This window comes from Priestia megaterium (assembly GCF_041941685.1).
Taxonomy (GTDB): Bacteria; Bacillota; Bacilli; order Bacillales; family Bacillaceae_H; genus Priestia; species Priestia megaterium_C.
The window spans coordinates 347166-370566 of record NZ_CP130958.1 but is presented as its reverse complement, the minus strand read 5'-3'; the positions used below and the strand labels follow the sequence as shown (position 1 = coordinate 370566).

Below are 23401 nucleotides of genomic sequence, written 5' to 3'. Positions count from 1 at the left end.
CTAAAAGCAATAAAATCCATAATAGTCACTGGTGTCCGTTTTGAATGAGACGTATAATTTAGTCTAGCAGGACGGACCGTGAGATGTTTTCATCATCATTTCACTTTACGGAAAAATAAAAGGAGTTTTTTTATGGCCACTTTACAACGAATTACCCCGGAGTTCGATCCGTGGGAAGCGTATTTAGATATGAAACAATATGGCAAACCGACGCTTACAAACGTTGAATTTACCACAACGACGCTTTGTAATATGCGATGTGAGCACTGCGCAGTTGGATATACGCTGCAGCCAAAAGACCCAAACGCACTGCCGCTTGATTTAATTTTAAAACGTCTCGATGAAATTCCAACTCTTCGAGCGTTAAGTATTACGGGCGGAGAGCCGATGATGTCTCTATCTTCCGTGAAAAATTATGTGGTGCCTTTATTAAAGTATGCACATGAACGATGTGTCCGTACACAGATTAATTCAAATTTAACATTAGATCTTGCTCGTTACGAACAAATCATTCCTTATTTAGATGTTTTACATATTTCTCACAACTGGGGAACGATGGACGACTTTGTGGAAGCTGGCTTTGCAATGATGGAGCGAAAGCCTACTTATGAGCAGCGCGCCAAATATTTCGACCGTATGATTGAAAACAGCCGCGCGCTTGTAAAAGCAGGTGTAACCGTATCAGCTGAAACAATGTTAAATAAACGTACGCTTCCTCATATGGAAAAGATTCATCGTCAAATTGTTGATGAAATGCTTTGTCAGCGTCACGAAGTACACCCTATGTATCCAAGTGACTTTGCCAGCACTCTAGAAACATTATCTCTTCCTGAAATGCGTCAAGCTATTCATCACCTTCTTGATATTCGAGATGAAAATGTGTGGATGCTATTCGGCACGCTGCCGTTTTATGCATGCAGTAATAATGAGGAAGACTTAGCGCTCTTACAGCGCTTGTATAGCAGTAAAAATGTAACTGTTCGAAACGATCCAGACGGGCGCTCTCGCCTAAATGTAAATATTTTTGACGGAGATATTATCGTAACCGATTTTGGTGATACGCCTCCTCTTGGCAACATTCAAGAGACAAAGCTTACAGACGCTTTTGATACGTGGCAGGAAAGCACGATTTCTAAAGAACTTAGCTGTCATTGTTCGGCAGTGTCTTGTTTAGGACCTAATATTTTGGTGAAAAACAGCTATTATCAAGATACTGATTTTAGCAAACTCCAAGCGAGCATTACAAAATAACAAAAAAGAGATTCCATCACTGGAATCTCTTTTTTGTTATCTCGGCTGGTCATAAGCTCCAAAGCTTAAAGAAACATAATCTTGTACTGGAATCCATGCTCCAATTCCTTGAGACGTTACATTTCTCACCACAATTGAACGCTTGCTGCCTTTTACCGTTACATACACTTCTCCATATGTTACTTTTCCCTTTTCACTTACAGCAGGCGTATAAGCATAGAGGTAACCTACTTTTTTGGGAGCTACGTTATAGACCTGGTCTTTTTTCGTTCCGGCACCTACAAACGTTTGAAATGATAAAGTGAGCTTTGTTTTTTTAGCTGCTTCAATTAGCATCATTTGTTTAACATGATCAGGCTGAAGCACTTTTGCTGTTAATCCGCCTTTTACATGGCTTTGATTTTCCTGGCTGTACATCATTTTGTACTGAGTTTTTCCTGCTCTGTTATCATAATGATTTGTATTGATTCGCTGGTGCTGCCAGTTAACGTTTGTTTCTGTGGATTCGTAATTTAATGGCCACTGTCCTAAAAAGACGGTTGCTCTGAAACCAATTGCCCATGGAGTTTTAGAAATGTTTGATTCATTTAATATACGAATTAAATCAGGGTTTTCAATTTTTACATTTGATGTTTCAATGAGCTCTTTTGTAAACTCACTCGGCTGCAAATATGGCGTGTCTTGACTAGCATTTGGATACGTATTTTCTTTTGAAATATTTAAAGCTGAAGAAGGCACGTTGATGGTAGGATGAGCTGTTTTAGCAATGGCGATCTTCGTTGAACATGAAAATGAAATAATGATGGTAAACACAAATAAAAGCAATTTACGTAACATCTAGAAACTCCTTTCAACATCGTTAATGAATGCAACCATAGTTTTTTCAAACATCCCCTGTTTTATCCTGAATACCGAAAGGGAAATTCTTCTATTTACTTACACAAAAAGAAGAGATTAAGACATAACTAAATTAATCCAATCTAAAGACGAACCAATAGGATACATGAGCTAGTATGGGTCACTTTTTACGCCGCTGTTGATTTCCGTGCAAGACTTCGCTTTCCGCGGGCGGCCGATGAGCCTCCTCGTTGCTTACGCTCCTGCGGGGTCTCATCTATTCCGCTTCTCCCGCAGGAGTCTTCTCCTTGCCCTCCAATCAACAGCTAGAAGCAACTAAACACATGAAATCTATGTTCACTATAACCTAAAAAATCCGAACGATTATTCGTTCGGATCTTCTTTCAACTAAAACATTTTTGTCCCAGCCTCTTCTTTTTTAAATAAGATAAAAACCAATTCCCATAATAATATAAGCACCTAAAAGAGTTGCACCTTCGAACCAGTTTGTATCTCCGTCATTAGAAATAGCAATCGTTAAAAATACGGCCGTTACCATCGCAATCAACTCGGGCCAAGTAAAGACAAGAGACATTTGGTTTTCGAATAATAGAGAAACTAACACTAATATCGGTGCTACAAACATCGCTACTTGTAAAGTTGATCCAACAGCAATTTCAACAGCTACACCCATGCGATTTTTAACAGCCATAATAATAGCGGAAGCATGCTCTGCCGCGTTCCCAACAATCGCTACAATGATGACCCCGATGAACAGCTCACTCCAGCCAAAGCTTTCCGATACAATTTCGATTGTGCTAACCAAGCTTTCGGATACGTAAGCTACAGCTAACGTAGACAAAAAGAGAACAGTAATCGCTTTCCACATTGACCACTCTGGCTCCTCATGTTCTTCCACTTCTTCACTTTTATGCTGATACACGCCTCGATGCGTTACCAGCTTAAAAAATAACGCCGCTAAGTACAAGATGATGAGAATAATGGAGATCCCGACACTCAGGGACATAGTCTTCACTTCGTCCATTTCGCTAGCAAACACTTCAGGAATAACGAACGCAACGATAACGGCAAAGATCAATAATCCAGAATTATGTCTTGCATCATAGACATTAAATTCTTGACGCTTAAATTTTAATCCCCCGATGAAGAATGAAAGACCGCCTACAAGAAGAAGATTTCCTAATACAGAACCGGTTAACGATGCAAGCACCACAGCTGTAAGGCCTTCTTTTAGAGCAAAAATAGAAATAATTAATTCTACAGCGTTACCAAACGTAGCATTTAATAGACCTCCTATTCGAGGACCAGCTACAACAGCTAAGCTCTCTGTTGCTCTCCCCATAAAAGCTGCGAGGGCAATGATTGTTAAACAGTAAATAATAAACATAAGAACATCTGACCAGTGCATTATGTGCCCAATAACAGATAGCGGCACCCCAAGAATAACCGCTATAAGAAAAATCCGATTGATCATCGATATGTACACCTACCTTATTCATTTTTTGACAACAAAATCAATCATATCAAATTAATGGAATTTGTATAGACTCACCGTCAATGTTAGTATTTTTAACCTATTTTTATAAATGATAAACCCTTAATTGATTTTTGATTAAGATAGTTAAAAATCAGCCAAACTACCAAGGATAAAAAGATATAATAAGGAGTGAAAAAATGAGCAATAATGATGTGAAAAATCAAATTTTATCCTTACTGGATGACTATACAATTGGAACGTTAGCTACAATTCAAGATGGAAAACCTTATTCACGCTTTATGATGTTTTTTCATGAAGATCTTGTGCTCTACACCGCCACCAATAAAGATACCCATAAAGTCGAAGAACTAGAAAAAAACCCTTACGTTCATATTTTGTTAGGCTATGAGGGGCAAGGTTGGATTGATCCGTATGTAGAGGTAGAAGCCAAAGTAAATGTAGAAACAAACGAAGAGTTAAAAAAGAAATTTTGGAATGAAAAGTTAAAAGAGTGGATTAAAAGTCCAGATGACCCAAATTATTTGCTTCTTCAGCTGACTCCTGAACGCATGCGCTATTTTGATAAAGCTGGAAGCAAACCAAAGGAAATGTGAGCTTGAGACATAACTAAATCTATTCCATCTAAAGAGGAACAAAGGGGAGAAATGAGCTCGTAGGGACCGCTTGAGATACCGCTGTTGATTTCCGTGCAAGACTTCGCTTTCCGAGGGCGGCCCAGTGAGTCTCCTCCTCGCTTACGCTTCTGGGGGCTCACCTGTTCCGCTTTTCCCGCAGCAGTCTTCCGTCTTGCCCTCCAATCACCAGCTAGAAGCAGCCACATACATGAAACCTCCATTCAGCCTACCAATAAAAAAATCCGAACGAGTTGGATTCTCCAGCTAGAATCTCGATTCATCGTTCGGATTTTCCTTCAACTAACATACTTTTGTCCCAGGCTCATTTTATTTCGAAGGTTTCTGTCACTTCAATACTGTCCACAACCGACTGTAGCATCGAACAATTTTTTCGTGCTAGCTCAACTGATTTTTCAATTTTGTCTAATGGCAGGTCTTCTCCTGTGATGATATAGTGCAAGTAAATTTTTTCGATTCGCCCCGCTTTTTCATCATTTCGCGTCACATCAGCTTGGATGCGTAAATCGGAAAAAGCGATTCTTTTTTTCTCTAGAATCTTTCTTAACACGCCTCCGCTGCAAACAGCAATGGACGATACCATTAACTGATACGGACGAAAGCCATACTCTTCATCTCCGGCGATATGTAGCTCTCCATAAGGAAAATTTGTTGTAAACCCCGCCTCTTCTTTCATGTTAAATTCCATTTTCTTCACTCCTTTACTTCATTATAAACCGCTTTTTATATAATCAACTACTCTCAATATGGATACTTGTTACACCGTCACCATAAAAAAATCCGAACGAAGTTGATTCTCCATTAAGAATCTCAATTCATCGTTCGGATCTTCCTTTTGTTCTAGCCTCTTTTTATGATTCCGTATTAAATCAATTTTCCAGCGCGAATATCATCTGTCATTCCTTCGTAAGGCGCTTGAGCGATAACTTCCTCATTGTTCGCTCCGACATTTTTGATGAATGTAATGTCAGCAAATTCAGGTACAACGTATTTCGGATACGTTTCGTATTTTTCACGAGATTCATGCATTAAATCAAGGTGATCATTTTGATAGCACACTGTAATTTCAGGATGTTCATGTACCCATTTTGGGAAGAAGATAATGCCGTGCATGCGTTTTTCATCAGGCATAAAGTTTAAAGATACATCTGTTCCAGTCGGTTCAGTCCACGATACTTTATATACACCTTCTGTTAACTTCACAATATCTACTTTTTGGTCACGAACCCATCGTCCTGCCACCATTCCGCTATGAATACGGTAATCGATTGTATTTTCGTTTTTAATATAAATTTCATATTCCCATCCGTTTTCGTATGTGTAAATCATATGATTCCCAATAAATTTTTCCATGTTTATATCTCTCCTTTGAGTTAATTTATAAAACTTCGTATATGTCTAGCACAACGCTGTTTGGGTGTCTCACAGCAGCGCCTAGAAAAATGCGGTCCTGTAGCCACTTATACTTTGCACTTCCTGTTTCAAAGGCAGGAACCGTACGAAAATAAACATGCTCTGGAGGTACACTTTTACCTTCAGCAGCCTGTTCTTTAAATTCTTCACTAACCTGACGTATTCCGTTGTTTTCGATATAAATAAGCTCATCATCTTCTGTTTGAATTACATACCTTGCAGATAAATCAACGCGTCCATCTGAACGAATAATTTGAGAATCCGCTCCGCTTGGAAGGATTAAGCCTTTTATCTCTCCATCTGCAGTACCTGACTTAATAGGGATAAACTGTTTTTTTCCCAATCCTGTATGACCAATGACAATCGGTGTACCGACATTAATTGTGAATGTCGCTATTTTCTTAAGCACTGGTTCTATCATAGCGATCACCTCTTTATTGTAAATGAAAACATGTAACTATTTACATGATTTATTCTACTCTTCCTATAAAAAGATGTCAAATAGACAGCGCAGCATGTTTACATCCTTGTCAATAAAGCGTTTTCCTTGTACGATTAAACAGTTGGATTGACAAAATATAGATAAAAAAGAGGTTAAATACTATGAGTGCTACTCATCAACAACGTTTCTGGATTTTAGTTAGCCTTGTCGCCATTTCTGGATTCAGCCAAGGTATGCTGCTGCCTTTAATTGCTATTATTTTTGAGAAAGACGGTCTTTCCTCTACTATAAACGGATTAAACGCAACTGGATTGTACCTAGGCATCTTATTTATTTCTCCTTTTATGGAAGGGCCGCTTCGCAGATACGGATATAAGCCAATTATTGCAGCAGGCGGACTTTTAGTTATTTTGTCTTTAGCTTTGTTTCCCCTGTGGAAATCTGTTGTTTTTTGGTTTGTGCTCCGTTTATTTATTGGAATAGGAGATCACGCGCTGCACTTTGGTACTCAAACGTGGATTACATCGTCTTCACCTGCTGATAAACGAGGTCGAAATATTTCATTGTACGGGCTTTTTTTCGGTATTGGTTTTGCTGTTGGCCCTTTAATGACGCCGTTAATTGAAATTAATCAAGCGCTTCCTTTTATGATTTCTTCAGCTCTCTGCCTCATAACGTGGGTGTTTTTATTTTTGATAAAAAATGAATTTCCCCTACAGGAAGTGGAGGTTAATTCATTAAAAGAAACGGCTAAGCGATTTTCTAAGGCGGCTAAGTATGCTTGGATTGCTTTTTTGCCGCCTTTTGGATATGGATTTTTAGAATCATCACTGAACGGAAGCTTTCCTGTATATGGTTTACGAATTGGTTTGCAAGTAGAGTTTATTTCACTGCTGCTGACTTCCTTTGCAGTTGGAGCTATTGTATTTCAGCTTCCTCTCGGAATACTGAGCGATAAATTTGGACGGAAATTGGTATTAGGCTGGATTTTATCAATTGGAGCCGTTACGTTTTTTACAGCAAGTCTCTTGGAAGAGACCGCTATTCCATTAGTAGCCTGTTTATTTATAGCTGGCATGGTTGTAGGCTCGACGTTTAGTTTAGGAATCAGCTATATGACGGATTTGATTCCTGCTCGCCTACTGCCTACAGGTAATTTACTATGCGGCATTGCTTTTAGTATCGGAAGCCTTGCCGGCCCTTATATAGGCGGCACGTTTATTCAGTTCTTTCACCATATCAGCTTTTTTAATATTATTAGCGGGGTGCTTGGCTTTATTTTTATTATTCTTTTTGTATTCGGACAAAAGATGCCTATGCAACAAAAAACAAGCGAGAACCTATAGGTTCTCGCTTGTTCTTTAAACTTTTAGCGTTCGATGCTGAAGAGCTGATTTTTCAATTTGTATCGTCGTATGCTCAATGCCGCAGTGATCATGTACTAAATCGATGGCTTTTTGCAAAATTTGCTGACAATCTTTTTCATCTTCTACGCGCATATGACAGCTCAATGAGTCCAATCCTGAAGTAATCGTCCAAATGTGTAAATCATGCACATCTTTGACTCCTTCAATGTTTTCAAGAAGGTTTTTTATTTCACTATGATCTACCCCTTCAGGAGAGCCTTCCATCAAAATATGAACGCTATGAGCAAGCACGCCCCAAGCGCTTTTTAAAATTAATACAGACACAACTACAGAAATAATAGGATCAGCAATATACCATCCAAACAGCATCATAAGAAGTCCCGCTACAATAGCTCCAATAGATCCTAAAGCATCTCCCAATACGTGTAAGTAAGCGCTGCGTAAATTTACATTTCCTTTCACATCGCCTTGTCTCATAAGTGACCATGCGCTGATTAAATTAGCGAGTAAACCAACAGCAGCAATCAACATCATGCTGCCGCTTGCTACAGACTGCGGCTCTAATACGCGCTGATAGGCTTCATAGATGATAAATCCTGCTATTACAAACAGTGCCACTCCGTTAAAAAGAGCCGCTAATATTTCAAAGCGATAATAACCGTACGTTTTTTTAGCCGATGCAGCTCGGTTAGCAAACCATATCGCTACAAGGCTAAGAGCAAGTGAGCTTGTATCAGAAAGCATATGTCCGCTATCGGATAATAACGCTAAACTATTTGTAAAAAGCCCTCCAACAAACTCAAGAACCATAATACCCGCTGTGATAATGAGTGCAATTAACAGACCTTTTTTGTTGCCTTCACGCTGTGTATCAAAATGGTGATGGTGACCATGATGGTGGTGATGATCATGACTCATGCAAAGCCCCCTCCTTCTACTCGTTATGTGCGCATTCTACGTGCTGAATTACTTGATGCAAAATTCCAACCACGTGTTCATCATCATACGTATAGAAATACGTATTCCCTTCACGGCGATATTTTACTAAACGTAAATGACGCAAGTGAGTCAACTGATGTGAAATAGCTGATTGTGAAACACCAAGCACTTCAACCATATGACCGACTGAACACTCTTCTTGAAATAGCAAATAAAGAATTTTCATTCTCGTAGGATCTGAAATAGCTTTTAGTATTCTTGAAGCTTCTTCTACCGTTTGAGGCGATAAAAACGAATGTTCATCTTTTTTCATAACATCTCTCCGTTCATTATATGCAAGTATATGAGCATATGTTCATATATAAATTATAAAACACCTTTTTCTATATAGTCAATTATTTACGTCTTTCTAAATTTTTTTGCCTATTTTTAAAAAAAATCCACACAAAATACTTTTTCTGTTATATAATACAATTAAATATAATAAACTGTATTAAAACAGATGGAGAGGAGAATAATAAATGAGCAGACAAGAACGTAAAAACATGATTACATTTATTGAAACAATGAAGGGGATTGACCGTGAAACCTTAATGTACATGACGGATGCCGATATCGAGCACATTTACACTTCCGCTTATAAATATTATGAAGAACATTTAGATATGTAGTACGTTTTTTACAGAATGCAGACGTCCAGTTGCATTCTGTTTTTATTTTTTAGGCGTTAGTCGTTACCTCCTTGCTTGTTCCGTGCTATACTATACTAAATATCCCAATTTAAAAGACAATAGGTAAAAAAATGTGCTGCTATCGCTGAGATGGCAGCTTTCGTGCTTTTTTAGGGGTAATGATTGTGATTATTCTTCTCAATTATCGTTCAAGGAGGATTTGTATGGAAAATGCGTTACCTAAAAAACAAGAACAAACGCGGCAAACATCTTCTGCTGTCAATGTATTAAAAACACATGGTGAACTCATTGCTGCATTGTTAAGCGGCGTGCTGATTTTAGCCGGCTGGCTGCTGTCAAAACAGCAGGATACTGCTGTATCTATTACGCTCTTTGTATTAGCTTACGTGATAGGCGGATTTGCTAAAGCAAAAGAAGGCATTGAAGAAACGATTGAAAATAAAGAATTGAATGTCGAAATGTTAATGATTATTGCAGCCATTGGAGCGGCTGTAATTGGCTACTGGACAGAAGGTGCTATGCTTATTTTCATTTTTGCATTAAGCGGTGCATTAGAAACGTACACCATGAATAAAAGCAACCGAGAAATTAGCGCCTTGATGAATTTACAGCCGCAAGAAGCAACGCGTCTGATTGGAGATCAAGAAGAAATTGTATCCATTTCGGATTTACAAATCGGTGACTTGCTGCTAGTTAAGCCGGGTGAACGAGTGCCATCCGATGGTATTGTTGTCTCAGGTCAAACAACGATTGATCAGGCTGCTATTACAGGGGAATCTGTTCCTGTACTAAGACAGCTCGATGATGAAGTATTCGCGGGCACGGTGAATGTGAAAGGCGCCATTACCATTAAAATGACAAAGCCAAGTGCTGAGACGCTGTTTCAAAAGATCATTCAACTTGTTCAAACGGCTCAAAGTGAAAAGTCGCCTTCTCAATTGTTTATTGAACGATTTGAAGGCACATACGTAAAAATTGTTCTATCGGTTGTGGCAGTTATGCTATTTCTCCCACACTATGTACTTGGATGGAGCTGGACCGAGACATTTTACCGTGCAATGATTCTCTTAGTTGTAGCGTCTCCTTGCGCCTTAGTTGCATCTATTACCCCTGCTTCGCTGTCTGCTATTTCAAACGGAGCAAAAAAAGGAATTTTGTTCAAAGGCGGCGTGCATTTGGAAAGGTTAAGCCATTTAAGCGCAATTGCTTTTGACAAAACAGGAACGTTAACAAAAGGAAAACCAGAAGTAACAAATGTCATTGTCCGTTCTGATATGCACGAACAAGAATTTCTTATTAAAATCGCATCAATTGAACGTCAGTCCAACCATCCGCTTGCTCAATCCATTGTTGACTTTGTGAAAAACAAGCAGGAGTTAACACTCGTTCAGCCAGATTCGCTTGAAGACGTTCCCGGATATGGTGTCATTGGTTCTCTTCAAGGAGATATGTGGAAGATAGGAAAAGCAGAGTTTGTAGGTAAAGAAGATGCAGCTGAATTCGAAAATGGGATTTCATCTACGCTTGCCAGTGAAGGAAAAACGATTGTGTACGCAAAAGACCAGCATGGTATTGTAGGATTGCTTGCGCTAAAAGACGTTGTACGAACAGAAGCTGTAGACGCTGTTAAATCTCTTAAAGAGCAGGGTATTCATACTGTCATGATTACAGGAGACAGCGAAAAAACAGCCGAAGCCATTTCAAAAGAATGTGCAGTCGATGAATACATTGCAGAATGTTTGCCTGAAGCGAAAGTAGATAAAATTAAAACGTTAAAAGAAAAATTCCCTACTGTTTCAATGGTGGGAGATGGTATTAACGATGCACCTGCTCTTGCTACTGCTAACGTTGGAGTAGCCATGGGAGAAGGAACGGATGTGGCACTTGAAACAGCGGATATCGTTTTAATGAAAAATGATCTATCAAAAATTTCGGATGCAGTAGCTCTTTCCAGACGAATGAACTCAATTGTGAAGCAAAACGTTATTTTTTCTATTGCCGTCATCTTTTTATTAATTTGTTCGAATTTTTTCCAAGTGCTTGATATGCCATTTGGTGTTATAGGTCACGAAGGCAGCACCATTTTAGTTATCTTAAACGGCCTTCGCTTGCTAAAATCTTAACGCAAAAAAGCCTAACGTATTTGTTAGGCTTTTTATTATGGAAATCAATGCCTTAATGGTAACCGTTTTGTCCATTTTGACTGTTGCTTGTTTTATGCTTTGGCTGGCTCTTTTTATTTTGCTTTGTATTGCTTCCGTCTTTTTTTGTATGCTTTGTCATGATGTAAAACCTCCCTTTCACTTTGTTAGTATGCTCATATCTTACGAATGATTTCATCCCAATTTGTGACTATGAAGATTTGACTCGACGGTCGTAGAAAATAGCGTTGATTTCTCCTCCAATAACGATAATCATCCCCGATAGGTACAGCCAAATAAGCAGGATAATAATTCCACCCAAGCTTCCATATGTAGCTGTATAGTTATTGAAATGATTTACGTAATATGCAAACAGCATCGATACCACTGTCCATCCCACCGTAGCAAAAGCTGCTCCTTTTACAACATTTCGAATCAGCAGTTTTTTATTAGGAGCAAAGTAATATAACCCGGTAAAAACAGTAAACAAAATGAGACCGCTGATAATCCAGCGGGAAGCAGACCATAAAGCGAGAAAAGTTTCTGAAAATCCAAACGTAGACGATAAATAAAGGCCAATCATATGACCGAAAACAGGAAGTAAAAGCGCTACAATAATAACAAATATCATCGCAAAAGTAAGGAGAACTGCCATACCTCTCGCCACTAAAAAAGGCCGATTTTCTTGTACGTGATACGCTCGGTTAAATGCTCTTACGATCGCATTAATTCCATTTGAAGCAGACCACATCGTGGCAATGATACCAAAGGACAATAGCTTTTCATTATGAGAACCAATGATATGGGAAACGTTGCTTTCAATCATGTGCAGCGTTTGCTGTGGCGCTACATTTTCGACCAAGTCAAGCAGGTCTGTTGATTCCAATGGCAAAAATCCAATCAGCGTAATTAAGAAAATTAAAAAAGGAAATAGCGAGAGCAGCAAATAATAAGCCAATTCAGCTGATAAACTGGGCAGCTCATCTCGATGAATGCGGCCCATCAGTTCTTTGCCAAACCTTACGATGTTATTTATGTACATTCCAGCCATATGTGCCTCCTTATTTATTTTTGTTCATCACCATACTTCTCCACAAATGCTTCTTTTGTATCGTTTACAATTTCCATTACCTGAGGCGTTGTTTCTTTTAACTTTTCTACTTTTCCTGCTACAAATGATACATCTTCAGAAACTTGCTCGATGGTCGTACGGATGGTTTCATATTTCTCTTTGACAGTATCCGTTACAAGTTCAGGGTGCTGAATAAGAGTTGTTGTTTTGTCTTTCAGTTTTTTACTTCCTTGAATGACGGAGCTTCTTGTTTCTTTATCAAATAAAGAAACAGCTCCTCCTATAATTGCTCCAATGACAATACCTTCTACTAGCTTATTTCGTTTACCCATTTGTCGTTTCTCCTCCGTTTTTTATTTTTTAAGTATCGCTTATTCCGAGAAATGCTTCTCTATAATTTCGTCTAAAAGAGCCTTGCATCCTTCTTGAACTAAGTCATATACTTCGTCAAAATTTCCCGTGAAATAAGGATCCGGCACATCTTCAATATGTAAATCGGGCACAAAATCCAAAAGCCTTGCAATATAACCTGTTTTAGTATGTCCAGCCATCCTTCTCAGATTTCCTACATTTTCGACATCCATTCCAATAATATAATGGAATTTAGCTACATCCTCTTGAATCACTTGTCTTGCTGTTTGCCCTTTAAAATCAATGTTGTTTTTCGTTAAAATAGATTGCGTCCCTTCATGAGGAGGATTGCCTTTGTGCCAGCCTCCTGTGCCTGCAGAATCTACGTGAATTTGTCCTTCTAGCCCTTTTTTCTTCACCATATCTTTAAAGACCGCTTCTGCCATGGGTGAACGACAAATATTTCCTAAACAAACGAATAATACGTTAATCATAGTCTCGACTCCTTTCCCTTATTACAAACATTATATACAATCATTTTTAAACTAAAAAATAGTTTTCTTTTATTTGTATCGTTTCCACTCTTCTGTGGATAAGAACCTGACATAAAAGTGTTCACACGATAAAAACATGTTACAATAAAAAAAACGCAACTGGAAGGATGAACAAAGTGGATTTATCAGTAAAATCTCCAGAGAATATTAAACATATGGTCGATAGCATTAGTGAAAAACTGCGCATGCTAAATATCGGAGCAATTAAAGCTGAAGCTTTTGACGAAGAAATGTATGAAGACTTAAAGTACTTATACGATATGGTAATGAGAAAAGATTCTTTTAGCCCAAGTGAAATGCAAGCGATCGCTGAAGAATTAGGTACACTGCGTAAACAAGCTTAATGACAACTCCGTCAATGACTAATAGCCATTGACGGTTTTTTCTACATTTTTTTCTATACATGAATGCTGCACCTTTTAGCGAGCAAATAAGAGTTAAATCGTTTACATACGCATAGATGAAATATTCCCAAAAATCTTTCTTTTTTATTAGGAATTGACGTTTTTATTATTTGTCTATAGAATGTATCGAAATACCTAAAGCTCGTATAGTCTTGGAAATAGGGTCCAAGAGTTTCTACCGAACTACCGTAAATAGTTGGACTACGAGGGTTGAACATCATTCATACTGCATTTTTATTCTTCTTTATGTTCTCCCTTACATAGTCCTTCATTGTTATTCAGTTATACAATGAGAGGAGTCACATTCATGTCAAATACAAAAACAATCTTAAAAAAACAGCTTGCTGTTGCCAATAAAAAAATACCTGCAGATCTTGTAGTGAAAAACGGGAAAATTATCGATGTATTTACGCTTTCCATCATTGAAGCCGATATTGCGATTGCTGATGGAGTGATTGTTGGAATAGGTCAATACGATGGGAATAACGTTGTTGATGCAAAAGGAAAATACATTTCTCCTACGTTCATTGATGGACACGTTCACATTGAATCATCAATGGTTACACCTAAAGAGTTCTCAAAACTTCTTGTACCTAGAGGCGTCACAACTGTCATAACGGACCCTCATGAAATTGCGAATGTTTCAGGGAAATCTGGCATTGAGTTTATGCTTCAAAACTCGGATTCCATTCCTTTAGACGTATTTGTGAACTTACCTTCAAGCGTGCCAGCAACTCCTTTTGAAAGCTCTGGAGCCGTCTTAAAAGCACCTGACTTAGCGCCATTTTTCTCTCACCCTCGCGTGCTTGGATTAGCAGAAGTGATGGATTTCCCTTCTGTGCGAGATGGAGATGACGATATGCTCGATAAATTACAAGCAGCTAACGATGCAAACGGCGTAATTGATGGGCACGGCTCAGGGCTAGATGCTAAGGGCGTTAATATTTATCGTACCGCTGACATTTCAACAGATCATGAATGCGTAACAGCAGGAGAAGCAATTGAACGTATTCAGCGAGGGATGTATGTTCTGATCCGCCAAGGTTCTGTCGCTAAAGATTTGAAACAACTATTACCTGCTGTAAATGAACGTAACGCGCGCAGATTTTTATTCTGTACCGATGACAAACACCTAGATGATTTATTAACGGAAGGTTCTATTGATTACAATGTTCGTTTTGCTATTGAACTCGGGCTGGATCCGTTAATTGCGATTCAAATGGCTTCGTTAAATGCGGCTGAATGCTACGGGTTAAAAGATAGAGGTGCGGTTGCTCCTGGTTACAAAGCGGATTTTATTCTATTAGACGACTTAACCGATATATCTGCAGCACATGTCTATCAAAACGGAGAGCTTATTGCTGAAAATGGAGAGATGCTTTCTGTTCAAGAAGAACAAATTGATCTTCCAACAGAACTAATGAATTCTGTTCATCTCAAAGAGTTTTCCATTAAAAAACTTACGATACCACTTCAGCACGATCGCGCTAATATTATTGAAATTAATCCAAACAGCCTGCTTACAAATCATATTGTAGAAGAAGTTCAAGTGAAGCAAAACGAATTTCAGTCTTCTGTAGAAAACGATCAGCTGAAAATGGCTGTTGTTGAGCGTCATCATCTAACAGGGAATATTGGTCTTGGGATTGTAAAAGGTTTTCAGTTAAAAGACGGAGCGATTGCTACCACGATTGCTCACGATTCACATAATATCGTAGCCCTAGGAACAAATGATGAGGATTTAGCAAAAGCAATTGCGGCAATTGAAGAAATCGGCGGAGGTATTGTTATTGTAAAAGGCAATGAAGTGATTGGCTCCCTCCCTCTTTCCATTGGAGGATTAATGTCACCTCACCCTTACAATGAAGTAAACAGCTTACTTAAGCAGCTTCACGGGGCTCTTCATGAGCTTGATATTTCACAGAACTTCAACCCGCTGCTGACACTATCTTTCTTAAGCTTGCCTGTTATCCCATGTCTAAAATTAACCGACAAAGGATTATTTAACGTAAAAGAATTCAAGCATATCACCGTTCAAGCATAAAATAAAAAGGACTCGAAAGAGTCCTTTTTATTTATATCCTTTAGACGGCGCAGTTCGAGTTTTACGATTTTTATAATGACGATATCCTTCTTTTAAAAGGATAGGAAAAACAGCGACTAGAATTTTTTTTAATATACGTCCCAATTTAAGGCACTCCTTTACGTGTTCTTACTTTACTATACCCAAATTGGACAGCTAAAAACGCAAAAAAGAGCAGGTATATCCTGCTCTTTTTGTATTACTTACCGATAAACTGTTGAGTCCAGTACGTAGTATCACCTTTTACGTATCCAACACCAATTTCAGTGAAATCAGGGTTTAGAATGTTTTTGCGGTGACCGTCACTATTCATCCAAGCATTCATTACATCTTCAGGAGATTGCTGACCTTTTGCAATGTTTTCACCTGCTGTTGTATATTCAATGCCGAATTGTTTCATCATATCAAATGGTGAACCATATGTTGGTGAATTGTGGTCAAAGTACCCTTTGTCCATCATATCTTTTGATTTAGTGCGTGCAACGTCACTTAATTTTTTGTTAAGTGTTAAAGGTTTTAAACCTTGTTTTTGACGCTCTTGGTTTACTAAATCTACGACCTTTTGTTCAAATTGACTAGCATCTTTTGTTTGTTCTGCTTTATCAGTATTTTCTGATTGTTGAGCTTTTGTGTTTTGCTGTGTTTGCTCAGGAGCTTTTGCTTCTTCACTTTGTTCTGGTGCTTTTGCTTGTTCCTGTGGAGCTGCTTCAGCTTGATCTGGTGCTTGTGTTTCCTGTTGTGGAGCTGCTGCTTCAGCAGATTGTCCTTGAGCGTTAAATTTCTTTAATAGCTCATCTACATTTATATTTTGTGCTGCTTGAGCATCTTTAATGGTAATTTGTTTTGGAGTGTTGCAATCAGGAGCTGCTGCATTTGCTTGTCCTGCTGTTAGTAATCCTAATGATACGGCACCTGCGACAGTGGCAATACGAAACCTTTTCTTCATGTTTGAAATCCTCCTATGTGATAATAAAGTTTTTTGTAAAACCGCAACGCATCTAAGCTTGTAGCAAGCCAATCTCGTGATGCACCCTCATTGTTGCACGAAAACTATGAAACTCGCAACGTCTTTTAAGCTACCAAAATTATACTTTCATTTATGTAAAAAATATTTCGATTGTGTTACGTGGCTTCTACCTATTGATAGTAAAAGGTTTTCATATTCTTTTAGAAACCGCTTCATCCAATGCGGTAATATAACTGTAAATTCCTCGTCAAAATCGTTACATACAAAAAAGGCGACAGCAGAGTGGTAAACCACCCTGTTATCGCCTTTTACAGAAAATTTTAATAATATTATTTACTTATTTTAAGACATTTACTGATTCACGTACGAATGCTTCCATATCGTCTGGTGTACGGCTTGTAACTAGTTGATTACCGCATACCACCACTTCTTTATCATGGAAGTTTGCACCTGCATTTTTCAAATCAATAGCAATTGATTTGAAACCAGTTACGTCACGTCCTTTTAATGTTTCAGCATTGATTAGCAGCTGTGGTCCGTGACAGATAGCCATAACCGGTTTGCCTTCATCCATAAATGATTTTGTGAAAGCTACGACTTGATCGTCCGCACGCAAGATATCTGGTGAGAAACCTCCCGGTAAAAACAATGCGTCAAAATCTTCTGGTTTTACATCCGCAATTGCCTTATCAATTGTTAATGTTGTTTCGCCTTGTTTACCTGTTACTTCACCTGTTTTAACGTCGATTTTTGTTAGCGTGTGGCCTTCTTCTTCAAAGGCTTTGGCTGGATCTGTATATTCCACATCTTCAAATAAATCTGTTACTAATACTGCAATTTTCTTACTCATTCTAAGCAACTCCTTAATTGATTTGTGTACTAATGTTCTATAAATAAAATACCCGTACACTATTCTTTTAAACATAGTTTATGAGTAAAAAACTTTTCTACAATAACCAAAAACCACATTGAAGATTTTTATAAAGCAGAAATTCAAAACAAATTAAATGTCTGGAACGTCGTCTCTTCTGGAACTGGGTACACATCTCTTCCTGCAATCACGTTCAGAATACGCTGATTGCGCTGAACGGATAAACCAAGATTTGTTGCGCCAGATCCGTGTGAATGTTCGATATTGGTTAACGTAAAAAAGTAGTGGTTACGGGGTTGTTTAAATACCAGCCGGTAATCTTTTGTGACTTTGAAACGCTTGTCATCTTCCCATACGATATCATCTTTTATTCGTTCGATGAACGGCGAAATTTTTGGCTTATAGCCCGTGGACAATATCAAACGATCCGCTTCGTATTGAAAAGAGCGTTCAGCCTTTAATTGTTTGCACTCCAGCTCATATCCATTTCCTTTTTTATGAATATCACTTACTTCAGTCGAAGCTTGAATCGTAACGGGTACTTTTCCTTTAAGTGAACGATGATAAAGTAAATCATAGATTTTCGTTAAAGTAGAAGATTCAATTCCGTGACGTAAAGGATTTAAATCTTCTACCGTGCTTGTACGTTCCTCAAAAGACAGCGAATGAAAGTAATCTACATAGTCTGGCGAAAATAACTCTTGAGCAAGCTTGGATTGATCAAGCTGAAAAAAATTCGAGGATCTTGTAAACCATGTAAGGTGGTAATGATGTTCAGTCTGTTCTTCTAATAAATCAAGAAAAATCTCTGCAGCACTTTGCCCTGAACCAACGATCGTTACATGCTTTCCTTTTTGAATCTCTTCTTTTTTATGTAAATAGCCGCTGCTGTGTAAAATATGCTCATTCAGCTTTTCTTCAAAAGCCGGAGGTACAAGTGGAATGCTTCCTGTTCCCATTACAACGTGTTTAGCATTTACTGTTTGAATTCCCTCAGGTGTTTCTACCTTTACTTCATAATACTCTTCTTCATTTTTCGGTATCACGTCCACAACTTTTGAAGAAAAGTGGCAGGAAGATAGCTGCTCCGCTACCCATTTTGCGTACTCGTTGTACTCTTGACGCGGAATGTCAAAACGATTAAAGAAAAAGAACGGATACAAGCGTTTTTGCTTGTGAATATAATTTAGAAAAGAATAGGGGCTTGTTGGATCCGCAAATGTAACTAAGTCTGCTAGAAACGGAATCTGCAAGTCCGTGCCATCAATTAACATGCCCGGATGCCATTCAAATTTCTCTTCTTTATCAAAGAAGACGGCATCAATTTCATCAAGAGGCTCAGCAAGGGCCGCTAAGCCTAAATTAAAAGGTCCTATTCCTATTCCCACCATGTCATACTGCTTATTTGTCATCTTTAAACTCCCTTTCATAAAAAAAGCTAACAGTATTGTCTACTGTTAGCTTTTTACCCTTTTTCCATACATTTATGCGGAAGGAGTCATACTCATTTTCGGGCCAAACGATTCATACATGATATTTTCTTGGGAAATACCCATTTCAGCTAGGCCTTCTAATACCATTTGCGTAAATGATGAAGATCCACAAACATAATAATATGCATGTTTATCGCCGGCATATTTAGTTAGCTCTTTTTTAGTTAAGCGACCATACGTTATATGTTCATCATGCTGAGCTGTTTGCGCTTGACTATAGAAAACGTGTTGTTCAAATGTATATGTTTCTGACAACGATTGAAGCTCTCGTTCCATTGCATGAAACTGCTCATTTTTAGCACTGTGAATAAATGTTACTTCTTGATTGTTTTCCAGTGCTTGATGAAGCATTGACATCATTGGAGTAATTCCTACACCGCCGCTGATAAATACTGATTTCTTATTTTCTTTTAAGACAAAATCTCCTGCTGGAACGCTGACTTCAAGCAAGTCTCCTTCTTTCAATTGATCATGTAAATAAGTTGACACGACCCCGTCTTCCATTTGCTTTTCTTTTTTTACCGTAATTTTATAGTATGGTTGGTTTGGGTAGCCAGATAAGCTGTACTGACGAATGGATAAATACTCTTGACCAGGAATTCGTACACTCACATACTGACCTGGCAGAAAAGCAGGCAGCGTTTTTTGATCAGGTGATACTAAATAAAACGAGTACACGTCTTCTGCTTCTTTTACTTTTTTATGAATCATTAGTTTTTTATAATCTTTCCATCCTTTTTCTTCGGCTTCTTCATATAATTCTTGCTCCACACTTATGAATACGTCCGCAATGGCACCGTATGCTTCTTTCCAAGCTTCCATAATCTCATCTGTCGCAGCTTCTTTTAAAACATCTTTAATTGCTTTTAGTAAGAACTCTCCGACAATTGGATAGTGCTCTGCTTTTACGCCGATACTGCGGTGTTTATGAGCGATTTGCTTTACAACTGGAAGCAGCGTTTCAAGCCGATCGATATACTGCGCAGCGGCATAAACTGTATTAGCTAACGCCATTTGTTGACGGCCTGTTTTTTGATTTGTTTGGTTGAATACATTTTTTAAAGAAGGATACTGTTCAAAAAGCATCTCATAAAAACGAGTTGTAATTGCTTGACCATGCTGTTCTAAAACAGGAACTGTACTTTTTACAATAGAAATAGTTGTTTGTTTCATAACTTTCGCCTCCGAAAGATTCATTTTCAAAAGATATATTTTTAATACATCTTTATAATACTCATATCCTACTTGAAAAGATATATTTTATATACATATTTAAAGGAATGTTCACAAATTCACCCTGTCAAAAATGTGAGCATTCTTTCTGTATTTCTTAGATATAGACATGCTATTATAGATATATAAGCTGCTGGTAAGAGAAGAGGTAAAAAGATGAGGCTCACACAATATACAGATTACTCACTGCGAGTTTTATTATATTTAGGCGTTCGCGATAATAATAAACTAAGCAATATAAAAGAAATTGCTGAAGCGTATAATATTTCAAAAAACCATCTTATGAAAATCATTCACGAGCTTGGAAAACTTGGCTTAATTGAAACGATCCGAGGACGAAACGGCGGTATTCGTTTAGCTCAGCTTCCAAAAGACATTAATATTGGAAAAGTGGTACGTCAAACAGAAGAAGATTTTCATATCGTGGAATGTTTTGACCGTGAAGGAAACTTCTGCATTATTAGCCCCGTCTGTAAGTTAAAAAGTGTTTTACATGAAGCCATGCAAGCCTTCATTAAGGTGTTAGATCAATATACGCTAGAAGATCTAATTCAAAATAAAGATGAATTAAACCTCCTCCTTCTATCTCAAAAAAGCGAGGAATGAGTAAACTAAAATTCATTTGAAATCATTCTCGTTTTTTTAACCTTTTTCCCTTTCATCATAAAATAAAAGATGTTACAATGAGGCACGTATTGGAAAGACAAGATGTCTCCATTCGAGCAGACAATGAACCTCATTCTGTTCATCCTAAAAAAATGACGAAAGGGTGTTTGAGTATGCACGTAGGAAGCAAAGGTTGGTATGTTGAGGAACTTAAGAAACGAGGAGTTCGCAACCACGAAGGCCGAAAAGTAGAAAAGTACAAAACATATGTACTTGCTAACTTGCTTGATAAACACAAAAATTAATTAACGTGTAATAAGAGAGTACAAATGCGTACTCTCTTTTTTGTTCATTTAATAAGCAGCGTCTTGATAAAAATAATTTGGTGATAATACTTTATTTTTATAAGGCTTATGAAAAATATGCGTGGTAGCTGGCGAAACCGGCGGAATCAACCACGTCCAGTTCCCAGTCACTTCGCGGCCATTTTTTTGCTCTCTTTCTTCAAACAAGTGAAATTGCTGAGCAGCGGTGTGATGATCTACAATGCTAACGCCTTCTCGTTTAAAAGAAGAAAGCACTGCAACATTTAATTCAACAAGAGCTTTGTCCTTCCAAAGCGTCGCGTTGTAATCCATATTCAATCCCATCAGAGAAGCTATTTTTGGAAGTTGATTATAGCGATACGTATCCGCTAAATTTCGCGCCCCAATCTCAGTCCCCATGTACCATCCATTAAACGGTGCTGCGACGTAATCAATCCCTCCAATTTCTAGCTTCATATCTGAAATCATCGGGACAGCGTACCATTTTAACTGTAAGTCTTCAAATTCAGGAAGTTCTGGATGCGTAATCGCTACTTCTTTCACTAAGTGTTTTGGAATCTCAAAACATCGAGGTGAATCTTCATTCACTTGCAGTACCAGAGGAAGAACATCAAAGTGAGTTCTCTCACCTTCCCACCCCAAATTTCGGCAAACCTCCGTGAACGCAATAGAATCAGGATCTCCTACCGTACCGTATTCCGTCTCATATCCCGCATAGCGGATTAGCTGATGATTCCATATTCTAACCGGCTCTTTTGCTTTCATTTTCGGTTTGAACACCGTAATAGTGGGTCGGATTTTCCCGTCATTTGTTGCATATTCAATATGGTGAAACAGGGCGTCTCTTACCTCTTCAACTGTGTTCGCATCTCGCTTATCAAATACATTGAGCGAGTGCCAAAATAGTCGGCCGATACATTTATTGCTGTTTCTCCAAGCCATACGAGCTCCGTGCTCTAACTCTTCAAATGTATGATCATAATGTCCGATTGACATAATTTGCTGATGGATTTCTTTTAACCGCTTGTTTTTATCCGCTTCGCTTTTTTCAAGTTCAGCGTAACACGTCTCTATAAATACACATGCTTGTTCAAATAATTCTTCTTGCTTCAACGTTTGTTCCCCCTAGAAGAACAGATTTCATTCTTTTCGTTCAAGAAAAGCAAGTTTCAGTATACCATTCTCGTAGCGGAAACGCGCATCATAATGCTTTAATAGCCTCTTTCAATATTAACCAAGTTAGAAGGCAATTCGCCTTGCTCAACTTTTTGCAGCGTTTCAACAAAGCACTCGACGGCTTCTTCAGGCGTAGTCACCGCTGAAATATGAGGTGTTATGATGATGTTTGAATGATCCCACCAAGAAGATTCTTTCGTTAACGGCTCATGCTCCAACACGTCTATGTATGCTTTTCGAATACGTTTTTGCTCAATAGCCTCTACTAACGCATTTTCATCTACAGTTGCTCCTCGTCCAACATTTATAAAGTATGCATTTTCAACTAAATTCATCCATTTTGGATCAAAGTAGCTTTTTGTTTCATGTGTTAACGGCATTGTACTAATAATCCAATCGGCTTCTTTTAGCAATTCTTTTTCCTTCGAAACCGAGACCACTTGATCAAATGACGGCTTTTCATTCCCACTTTTAGATACACCAATTACTCGTACACCAAAAGATTTTAAAACGGCTGCAAGACGCCCGCCGATTTCACCTGTTCCGTAAATTATGACCGTTTGAGTAGAAAGCTGCTTAGGCTCTACCACTTTCCACTGCTTTTGTTTTTGCTGATGCTGAAACTGTGCATGGTGCTGAAGTTCAGCTAGCATATAGCTAAGACAATATTCACTGATTCGCTGACCGAATGAACAAACCGTACGTGTTAACATCACACTCTTTTTCAAATTACCGCTTTCTAAGAACCGATCGACTCCTGCGCCGAGAGAATGAATCCATTTAAAGCTATGGTCTTCAAAGCAATTTGTTGGACCGAAGGATAAAAGCGCGTCAGCCCAGTTTAAATCTTCAATTGTAACGTCTTGCTCTTCCATAAATCGAAACGTCTGAGACAGCTGCTTTTGTTTGATTATCTCCTCCAGCTCTTTATGCATTCTTCCTGCCACTAGTATCGTATGAATGTTCATTTCTTTTCCCCCTGCCTTTTTATTCTTCTATATACTCTATTTGAATGATTCGATATAACCGTCC

At 38.3% G+C, this 23401-nt stretch carries 27 protein-coding genes and 1 riboswitch; of the genes, 9 read left to right on the top strand and 18 right to left on the bottom strand.

Features of this window, described 5'->3' with window-relative positions; all coding sequences use genetic code 11:
• Positions 1 to 132: 132 nt before the first annotated feature.
• Positions 133 to 1251 carry a radical SAM/CxCxxxxC motif protein YfkAB gene (yfkAB, locus tag Q5794_RS01985; RefSeq protein ID WP_214986966.1) on the top strand — a complete coding sequence of 373 codons (1119 nt, stop codon included), beginning with the start codon at positions 133 to 135 and terminating at the stop codon, positions 1249 to 1251.
• 36 nt (positions 1252 to 1287) lie between these two features.
• On the opposite strand, the gene Q5794_RS01980 is transcribed toward yfkAB, so the two are convergent.
• The 3 genes from Q5794_RS01980 to cax all read right to left on the bottom strand — a co-directional run bounded on the left by Q5794_RS01980 (position 1288) and on the right by cax (position 3583).
• Positions 1288 to 2088: a YfkD family protein gene (locus tag Q5794_RS01980; RefSeq protein WP_374988633.1), complete on the bottom strand. Its 801-nt coding sequence runs from the start codon at positions 2086 to 2088 to the stop codon at positions 1288 to 1290.
• A 188-nt stretch (positions 2089 to 2276) separates the two neighbouring features.
• Positions 2277 to 2411, bottom strand: coding sequence for a hypothetical protein (locus tag Q5794_RS01975; RefSeq protein WP_285229689.1), 135 nt, complete (start codon positions 2409 to 2411; stop codon positions 2277 to 2279).
• Between the two features lie 116 nt (positions 2412 to 2527).
• Positions 2528 to 3583 (bottom strand): calcium/proton exchanger, encoded by a 1056-nt coding sequence (gene cax / locus Q5794_RS01970; protein WP_374988632.1) that lies wholly within the window; start codon positions 3581 to 3583, stop codon positions 2528 to 2530.
• A gap of 200 nt (positions 3584 to 3783) precedes the next feature.
• Here cax and Q5794_RS01965 point away from each other — a divergent pair, with 200 nt between their 5' ends.
• The gene (locus Q5794_RS01965; RefSeq protein ID WP_374988631.1) at positions 3784 to 4200 is read left to right on the top strand and encodes a pyridoxamine 5'-phosphate oxidase family protein; all 417 of its coding nucleotides are present in this window, start codon (positions 3784 to 3786) and stop codon (positions 4198 to 4200) included.
• Here Q5794_RS01965 and Q5794_RS01960 read toward each other — a convergent pair.
• The 4 genes from Q5794_RS01960 to Q5794_RS01945 all read right to left on the bottom strand — a co-directional run bounded on the left by Q5794_RS01960 (position 4161) and on the right by Q5794_RS01945 (position 6073).
• Positions 4161 to 4427: a hypothetical protein gene (locus Q5794_RS01960; RefSeq protein WP_226897714.1), complete on the bottom strand. Its 267-nt coding sequence runs from the start codon at positions 4425 to 4427 to the stop codon at positions 4161 to 4163. The genes Q5794_RS01965 and Q5794_RS01960 overlap by 40 nt on opposite strands.
• A 116-nt stretch (positions 4428 to 4543) precedes the next feature.
• Entirely contained in the window at positions 4544 to 4927 is a 384-nt protein-coding gene (locus Q5794_RS01955) for an OsmC family protein (protein ID WP_192997853.1), read from the bottom strand.
• Positions 4928 to 5103: 176 nt separating this feature from the next.
• Positions 5104 to 5592: a phenolic acid decarboxylase gene (locus Q5794_RS01950; RefSeq protein WP_057245249.1), complete on the bottom strand. Its 489-nt coding sequence runs from the start codon at positions 5590 to 5592 to the stop codon at positions 5104 to 5106.
• A 25-nt stretch (positions 5593 to 5617) separates the two neighbouring features.
• Positions 5618 to 6073 carry a DUF3237 domain-containing protein gene (locus tag Q5794_RS01945; protein WP_374988630.1) on the bottom strand — a complete coding sequence of 152 codons (456 nt, stop codon included), beginning with the start codon at positions 6071 to 6073 and terminating at the stop codon, positions 5618 to 5620.
• Positions 6074 to 6255: 182 nt separating this feature from the next.
• Here Q5794_RS01945 and Q5794_RS01940 point away from each other — a divergent pair, with 182 nt between their 5' ends.
• The gene (locus Q5794_RS01940) at positions 6256 to 7440 is read left to right on the top strand and encodes an MFS transporter (protein WP_268575122.1); all 1185 of its coding nucleotides are present in this window, start codon (positions 6256 to 6258) and stop codon (positions 7438 to 7440) included.
• Positions 7441 to 7455: 15 nt separating this feature from the next.
• Here the strand turns inward: Q5794_RS01940 and Q5794_RS01935 are convergent, their stop codons facing one another.
• Positions 7456 to 8379 carry a cation diffusion facilitator family transporter gene (locus Q5794_RS01935; protein WP_192997850.1) on the bottom strand — a complete coding sequence of 308 codons (924 nt, stop codon included), beginning with the start codon at positions 8377 to 8379 and terminating at the stop codon, positions 7456 to 7458.
• 16 nt (positions 8380 to 8395) lie between these two features.
• The gene (locus Q5794_RS01930) at positions 8396 to 8713 is read right to left on the bottom strand and encodes a helix-turn-helix transcriptional regulator (protein ID WP_013081523.1); all 318 of its coding nucleotides are present in this window, start codon (positions 8711 to 8713) and stop codon (positions 8396 to 8398) included.
• Positions 8714 to 8921: 208 nt separating this feature from the next.
• Here Q5794_RS01930 and Q5794_RS01925 point away from each other — a divergent pair, with 208 nt between their 5' ends.
• Together Q5794_RS01925 and Q5794_RS01920 are read left to right on the top strand one after the other, a co-directional pair.
• Positions 8922 to 9071 carry a BH0509 family protein gene (locus Q5794_RS01925; RefSeq protein WP_013055132.1) on the top strand — a complete coding sequence of 50 codons (150 nt, stop codon included), beginning with the start codon at positions 8922 to 8924 and terminating at the stop codon, positions 9069 to 9071.
• A 224-nt stretch (positions 9072 to 9295) separates the two neighbouring features.
• Complete coding sequence (locus tag Q5794_RS01920) at positions 9296 to 11215, top strand: heavy metal translocating P-type ATPase (protein ID WP_214986970.1); 1920 nt, start codon at positions 9296 to 9298, stop codon at positions 11213 to 11215.
• 229 nt (positions 11216 to 11444) lie between these two features.
• Here the strand turns inward: Q5794_RS01920 and Q5794_RS01915 are convergent, their stop codons facing one another.
• Genes Q5794_RS01915 through Q5794_RS01905 form a run of 3 tightly spaced genes read right to left on the bottom strand, consistent with a single transcriptional unit; the run spans position 11445 to position 13150 of the window.
• Entirely contained in the window at positions 11445 to 12284 is an 840-nt protein-coding gene (locus tag Q5794_RS01915) for a YihY/virulence factor BrkB family protein (protein WP_013081521.1), read from the bottom strand.
• A 14-nt stretch (positions 12285 to 12298) separates the two neighbouring features.
• Positions 12299 to 12637 carry a hypothetical protein gene (locus Q5794_RS01910; protein ID WP_013055129.1) on the bottom strand — a complete coding sequence of 113 codons (339 nt, stop codon included), beginning with the start codon at positions 12635 to 12637 and terminating at the stop codon, positions 12299 to 12301.
• A 39-nt stretch (positions 12638 to 12676) separates the two neighbouring features.
• Positions 12677 to 13150 (bottom strand): low molecular weight protein-tyrosine-phosphatase, encoded by a 474-nt coding sequence (locus Q5794_RS01905; protein ID WP_013055128.1) that lies wholly within the window; start codon positions 13148 to 13150, stop codon positions 12677 to 12679.
• Positions 13151 to 13326: 176 nt separating this feature from the next.
• On the opposite strand from Q5794_RS01905, the gene Q5794_RS01900 reads away from it, so the two are divergent.
• Both Q5794_RS01900 and ade read left to right on the top strand, forming a co-directional pair.
• A complete protein-coding gene (locus tag Q5794_RS01900; protein WP_013055127.1) occupies positions 13327 to 13554 on the top strand; it encodes a DUF1128 domain-containing protein in 228 nt (75 codons plus the stop codon).
• A gap of 182 nt (positions 13555 to 13736) precedes the next feature.
• A riboswitch (purine riboswitch) is annotated at positions 13737 to 13838 on the top strand.
• Positions 13839 to 13921: 83 nt separating this feature from the next.
• Positions 13922 to 15658, top strand: a complete 1737-nt coding sequence (gene ade, locus Q5794_RS01895) for an adenine deaminase (RefSeq protein ID WP_374988629.1) — start codon at positions 13922 to 13924, stop codon at positions 15656 to 15658.
• 238 nt (positions 15659 to 15896) lie between these two features.
• Here ade and Q5794_RS01890 read toward each other — a convergent pair whose 3' ends face one another.
• The 4 genes from Q5794_RS01890 to hmpA all read right to left on the bottom strand — a co-directional run bounded on the left by Q5794_RS01890 (position 15897) and on the right by hmpA (position 20201).
• Positions 15897 to 16643, bottom strand: coding sequence for a CAP domain-containing protein (locus Q5794_RS01890; RefSeq protein WP_214986973.1), 747 nt, complete (start codon positions 16641 to 16643; stop codon positions 15897 to 15899).
• A gap of 358 nt (positions 16644 to 17001) precedes the next feature.
• Positions 17002 to 17514 carry a type 1 glutamine amidotransferase domain-containing protein gene (locus Q5794_RS01885; protein ID WP_013081517.1) on the bottom strand — a complete coding sequence of 171 codons (513 nt, stop codon included), beginning with the start codon at positions 17512 to 17514 and terminating at the stop codon, positions 17002 to 17004.
• Between the two features lie 143 nt (positions 17515 to 17657).
• On the bottom strand, positions 17658 to 18947 hold the full coding sequence (locus tag Q5794_RS01880) for a lysine N(6)-hydroxylase/L-ornithine N(5)-oxygenase family protein (protein ID WP_214986974.1): 1290 nt from the start codon (positions 18945 to 18947) through the stop codon (positions 17658 to 17660).
• A gap of 72 nt (positions 18948 to 19019) precedes the next feature.
• Positions 19020 to 20201, bottom strand: coding sequence for an NO-inducible flavohemoprotein (gene hmpA, locus Q5794_RS01875; RefSeq protein ID WP_214986975.1), 1182 nt, complete (start codon positions 20199 to 20201; stop codon positions 19020 to 19022).
• Positions 20202 to 20417: 216 nt separating this feature from the next.
• Here hmpA and Q5794_RS01870 point away from each other — a divergent pair, with 216 nt between their 5' ends.
• The gene (locus Q5794_RS01870) at positions 20418 to 20867 is read left to right on the top strand and encodes an Rrf2 family transcriptional regulator (RefSeq protein WP_214986976.1); all 450 of its coding nucleotides are present in this window, start codon (positions 20418 to 20420) and stop codon (positions 20865 to 20867) included.
• A gap of 173 nt (positions 20868 to 21040) precedes the next feature.
• Positions 21041 to 21172 (top strand): YflJ family protein, encoded by a 132-nt coding sequence (locus Q5794_RS01865; RefSeq protein ID WP_016762840.1) that lies wholly within the window; start codon positions 21041 to 21043, stop codon positions 21170 to 21172.
• Between the two features lie 48 nt (positions 21173 to 21220).
• Here Q5794_RS01865 and Q5794_RS01860 read toward each other — a convergent pair whose 3' ends face one another.
• Both Q5794_RS01860 and Q5794_RS01855 read right to left on the bottom strand, forming a co-directional pair.
• Complete coding sequence (locus Q5794_RS01860; RefSeq protein WP_214986977.1) at positions 21221 to 22306, bottom strand: nitric oxide synthase oxygenase; 1086 nt, start codon at positions 22304 to 22306, stop codon at positions 21221 to 21223.
• A 98-nt stretch (positions 22307 to 22404) separates the two neighbouring features.
• Positions 22405 to 23337 carry a D-2-hydroxyacid dehydrogenase gene (locus Q5794_RS01855; RefSeq protein ID WP_214986978.1) on the bottom strand — a complete coding sequence of 311 codons (933 nt, stop codon included), beginning with the start codon at positions 23335 to 23337 and terminating at the stop codon, positions 22405 to 22407.
• Positions 23338 to 23401: the final 64 nt, after the last annotated feature.

Bases quoted from the DNA above. Each gene is read 5' to 3' on its own strand.
- ade (WP_374988629.1), top strand. From the start codon at position 13,922: ATGTCAAATACAAAAACAATCTTAAAAAAACAGCTTGCTGTTGCCAAT.
- Q5794_RS01925 (WP_013055132.1), top strand. From the start codon at position 8,922: ATGAGCAGACAAGAACGTAAAAACATGATTACATTTATTGAAACAATG.
- Q5794_RS01865 (WP_016762840.1), top strand. From the start codon at position 21,041: ATGCACGTAGGAAGCAAAGGTTGGTATGTTGAGGAACTTAAGAAACGA.
- Q5794_RS01950 (WP_057245249.1), bottom strand. From the start codon at position 5,592: ATGGAAAAATTTATTGGGAATCATATGATTTACACATACGAAAACGGA.
- Q5794_RS01980 (WP_374988633.1), bottom strand. From the start codon at position 2,088: ATGTTACGTAAATTGCTTTTATTTGTGTTTACCATCATTATTTCATTT.
- hmpA (WP_214986975.1), bottom strand. From the start codon at position 20,201: ATGAAACAAACAACTATTTCTATTGTAAAAAGTACAGTTCCTGTTTTA.
- Q5794_RS01905 (WP_013055128.1), bottom strand. From the start codon at position 13,150: ATGATTAACGTATTATTCGTTTGTTTAGGAAATATTTGTCGTTCACCC.
- Q5794_RS01880 (WP_214986974.1), bottom strand. From the start codon at position 18,947: ATGACAAATAAGCAGTATGACATGGTGGGAATAGGAATAGGACCTTTT.
- Q5794_RS01885 (WP_013081517.1), bottom strand. From the start codon at position 17,514: ATGAGTAAGAAAATTGCAGTATTAGTAACAGATTTATTTGAAGATGTG.
- Q5794_RS01960 (WP_226897714.1), bottom strand. From the start codon at position 4,427: ATGTGGCTGCTTCTAGCTGGTGATTGGAGGGCAAGACGGAAGACTGCT.
- Q5794_RS01855 (WP_214986978.1), bottom strand. From the start codon at position 23,337: ATGAACATTCATACGATACTAGTGGCAGGAAGAATGCATAAAGAGCTG.
- Q5794_RS01935 (WP_192997850.1), bottom strand. From the start codon at position 8,379: ATGAGTCATGATCATCACCACCATCATGGTCACCATCACCATTTTGAT.
- Q5794_RS01920 (WP_214986970.1), top strand. From the start codon at position 9,296: ATGGAAAATGCGTTACCTAAAAAACAAGAACAAACGCGGCAAACATCT.
- Q5794_RS01870 (WP_214986976.1), top strand. From the start codon at position 20,418: ATGAGGCTCACACAATATACAGATTACTCACTGCGAGTTTTATTATAT.
- Q5794_RS01945 (WP_374988630.1), bottom strand. From the start codon at position 6,073: ATGATAGAACCAGTGCTTAAGAAAATAGCGACATTCACAATTAATGTC.
- Q5794_RS01890 (WP_214986973.1), bottom strand. From the start codon at position 16,643: ATGAAGAAAAGGTTTCGTATTGCCACTGTCGCAGGTGCCGTATCATTA.
- Q5794_RS01930 (WP_013081523.1), bottom strand. From the start codon at position 8,713: ATGAAAAAAGATGAACATTCGTTTTTATCGCCTCAAACGGTAGAAGAA.
- cax (WP_374988632.1), bottom strand. From the start codon at position 3,583: ATGATCAATCGGATTTTTCTTATAGCGGTTATTCTTGGGGTGCCGCTA.
- Q5794_RS01940 (WP_268575122.1), top strand. From the start codon at position 6,256: ATGAGTGCTACTCATCAACAACGTTTCTGGATTTTAGTTAGCCTTGTC.
- Q5794_RS01965 (WP_374988631.1), top strand. From the start codon at position 3,784: ATGAGCAATAATGATGTGAAAAATCAAATTTTATCCTTACTGGATGAC.
- yfkAB (WP_214986966.1), top strand. From the start codon at position 133: ATGGCCACTTTACAACGAATTACCCCGGAGTTCGATCCGTGGGAAGCG.
- Q5794_RS01915 (WP_013081521.1), bottom strand. From the start codon at position 12,284: ATGGCTGGAATGTACATAAATAACATCGTAAGGTTTGGCAAAGAACTG.
- Q5794_RS01955 (WP_192997853.1), bottom strand. From the start codon at position 4,927: ATGGAATTTAACATGAAAGAAGAGGCGGGGTTTACAACAAATTTTCCT.
- Q5794_RS01910 (WP_013055129.1), bottom strand. From the start codon at position 12,637: ATGGGTAAACGAAATAAGCTAGTAGAAGGTATTGTCATTGGAGCAATT.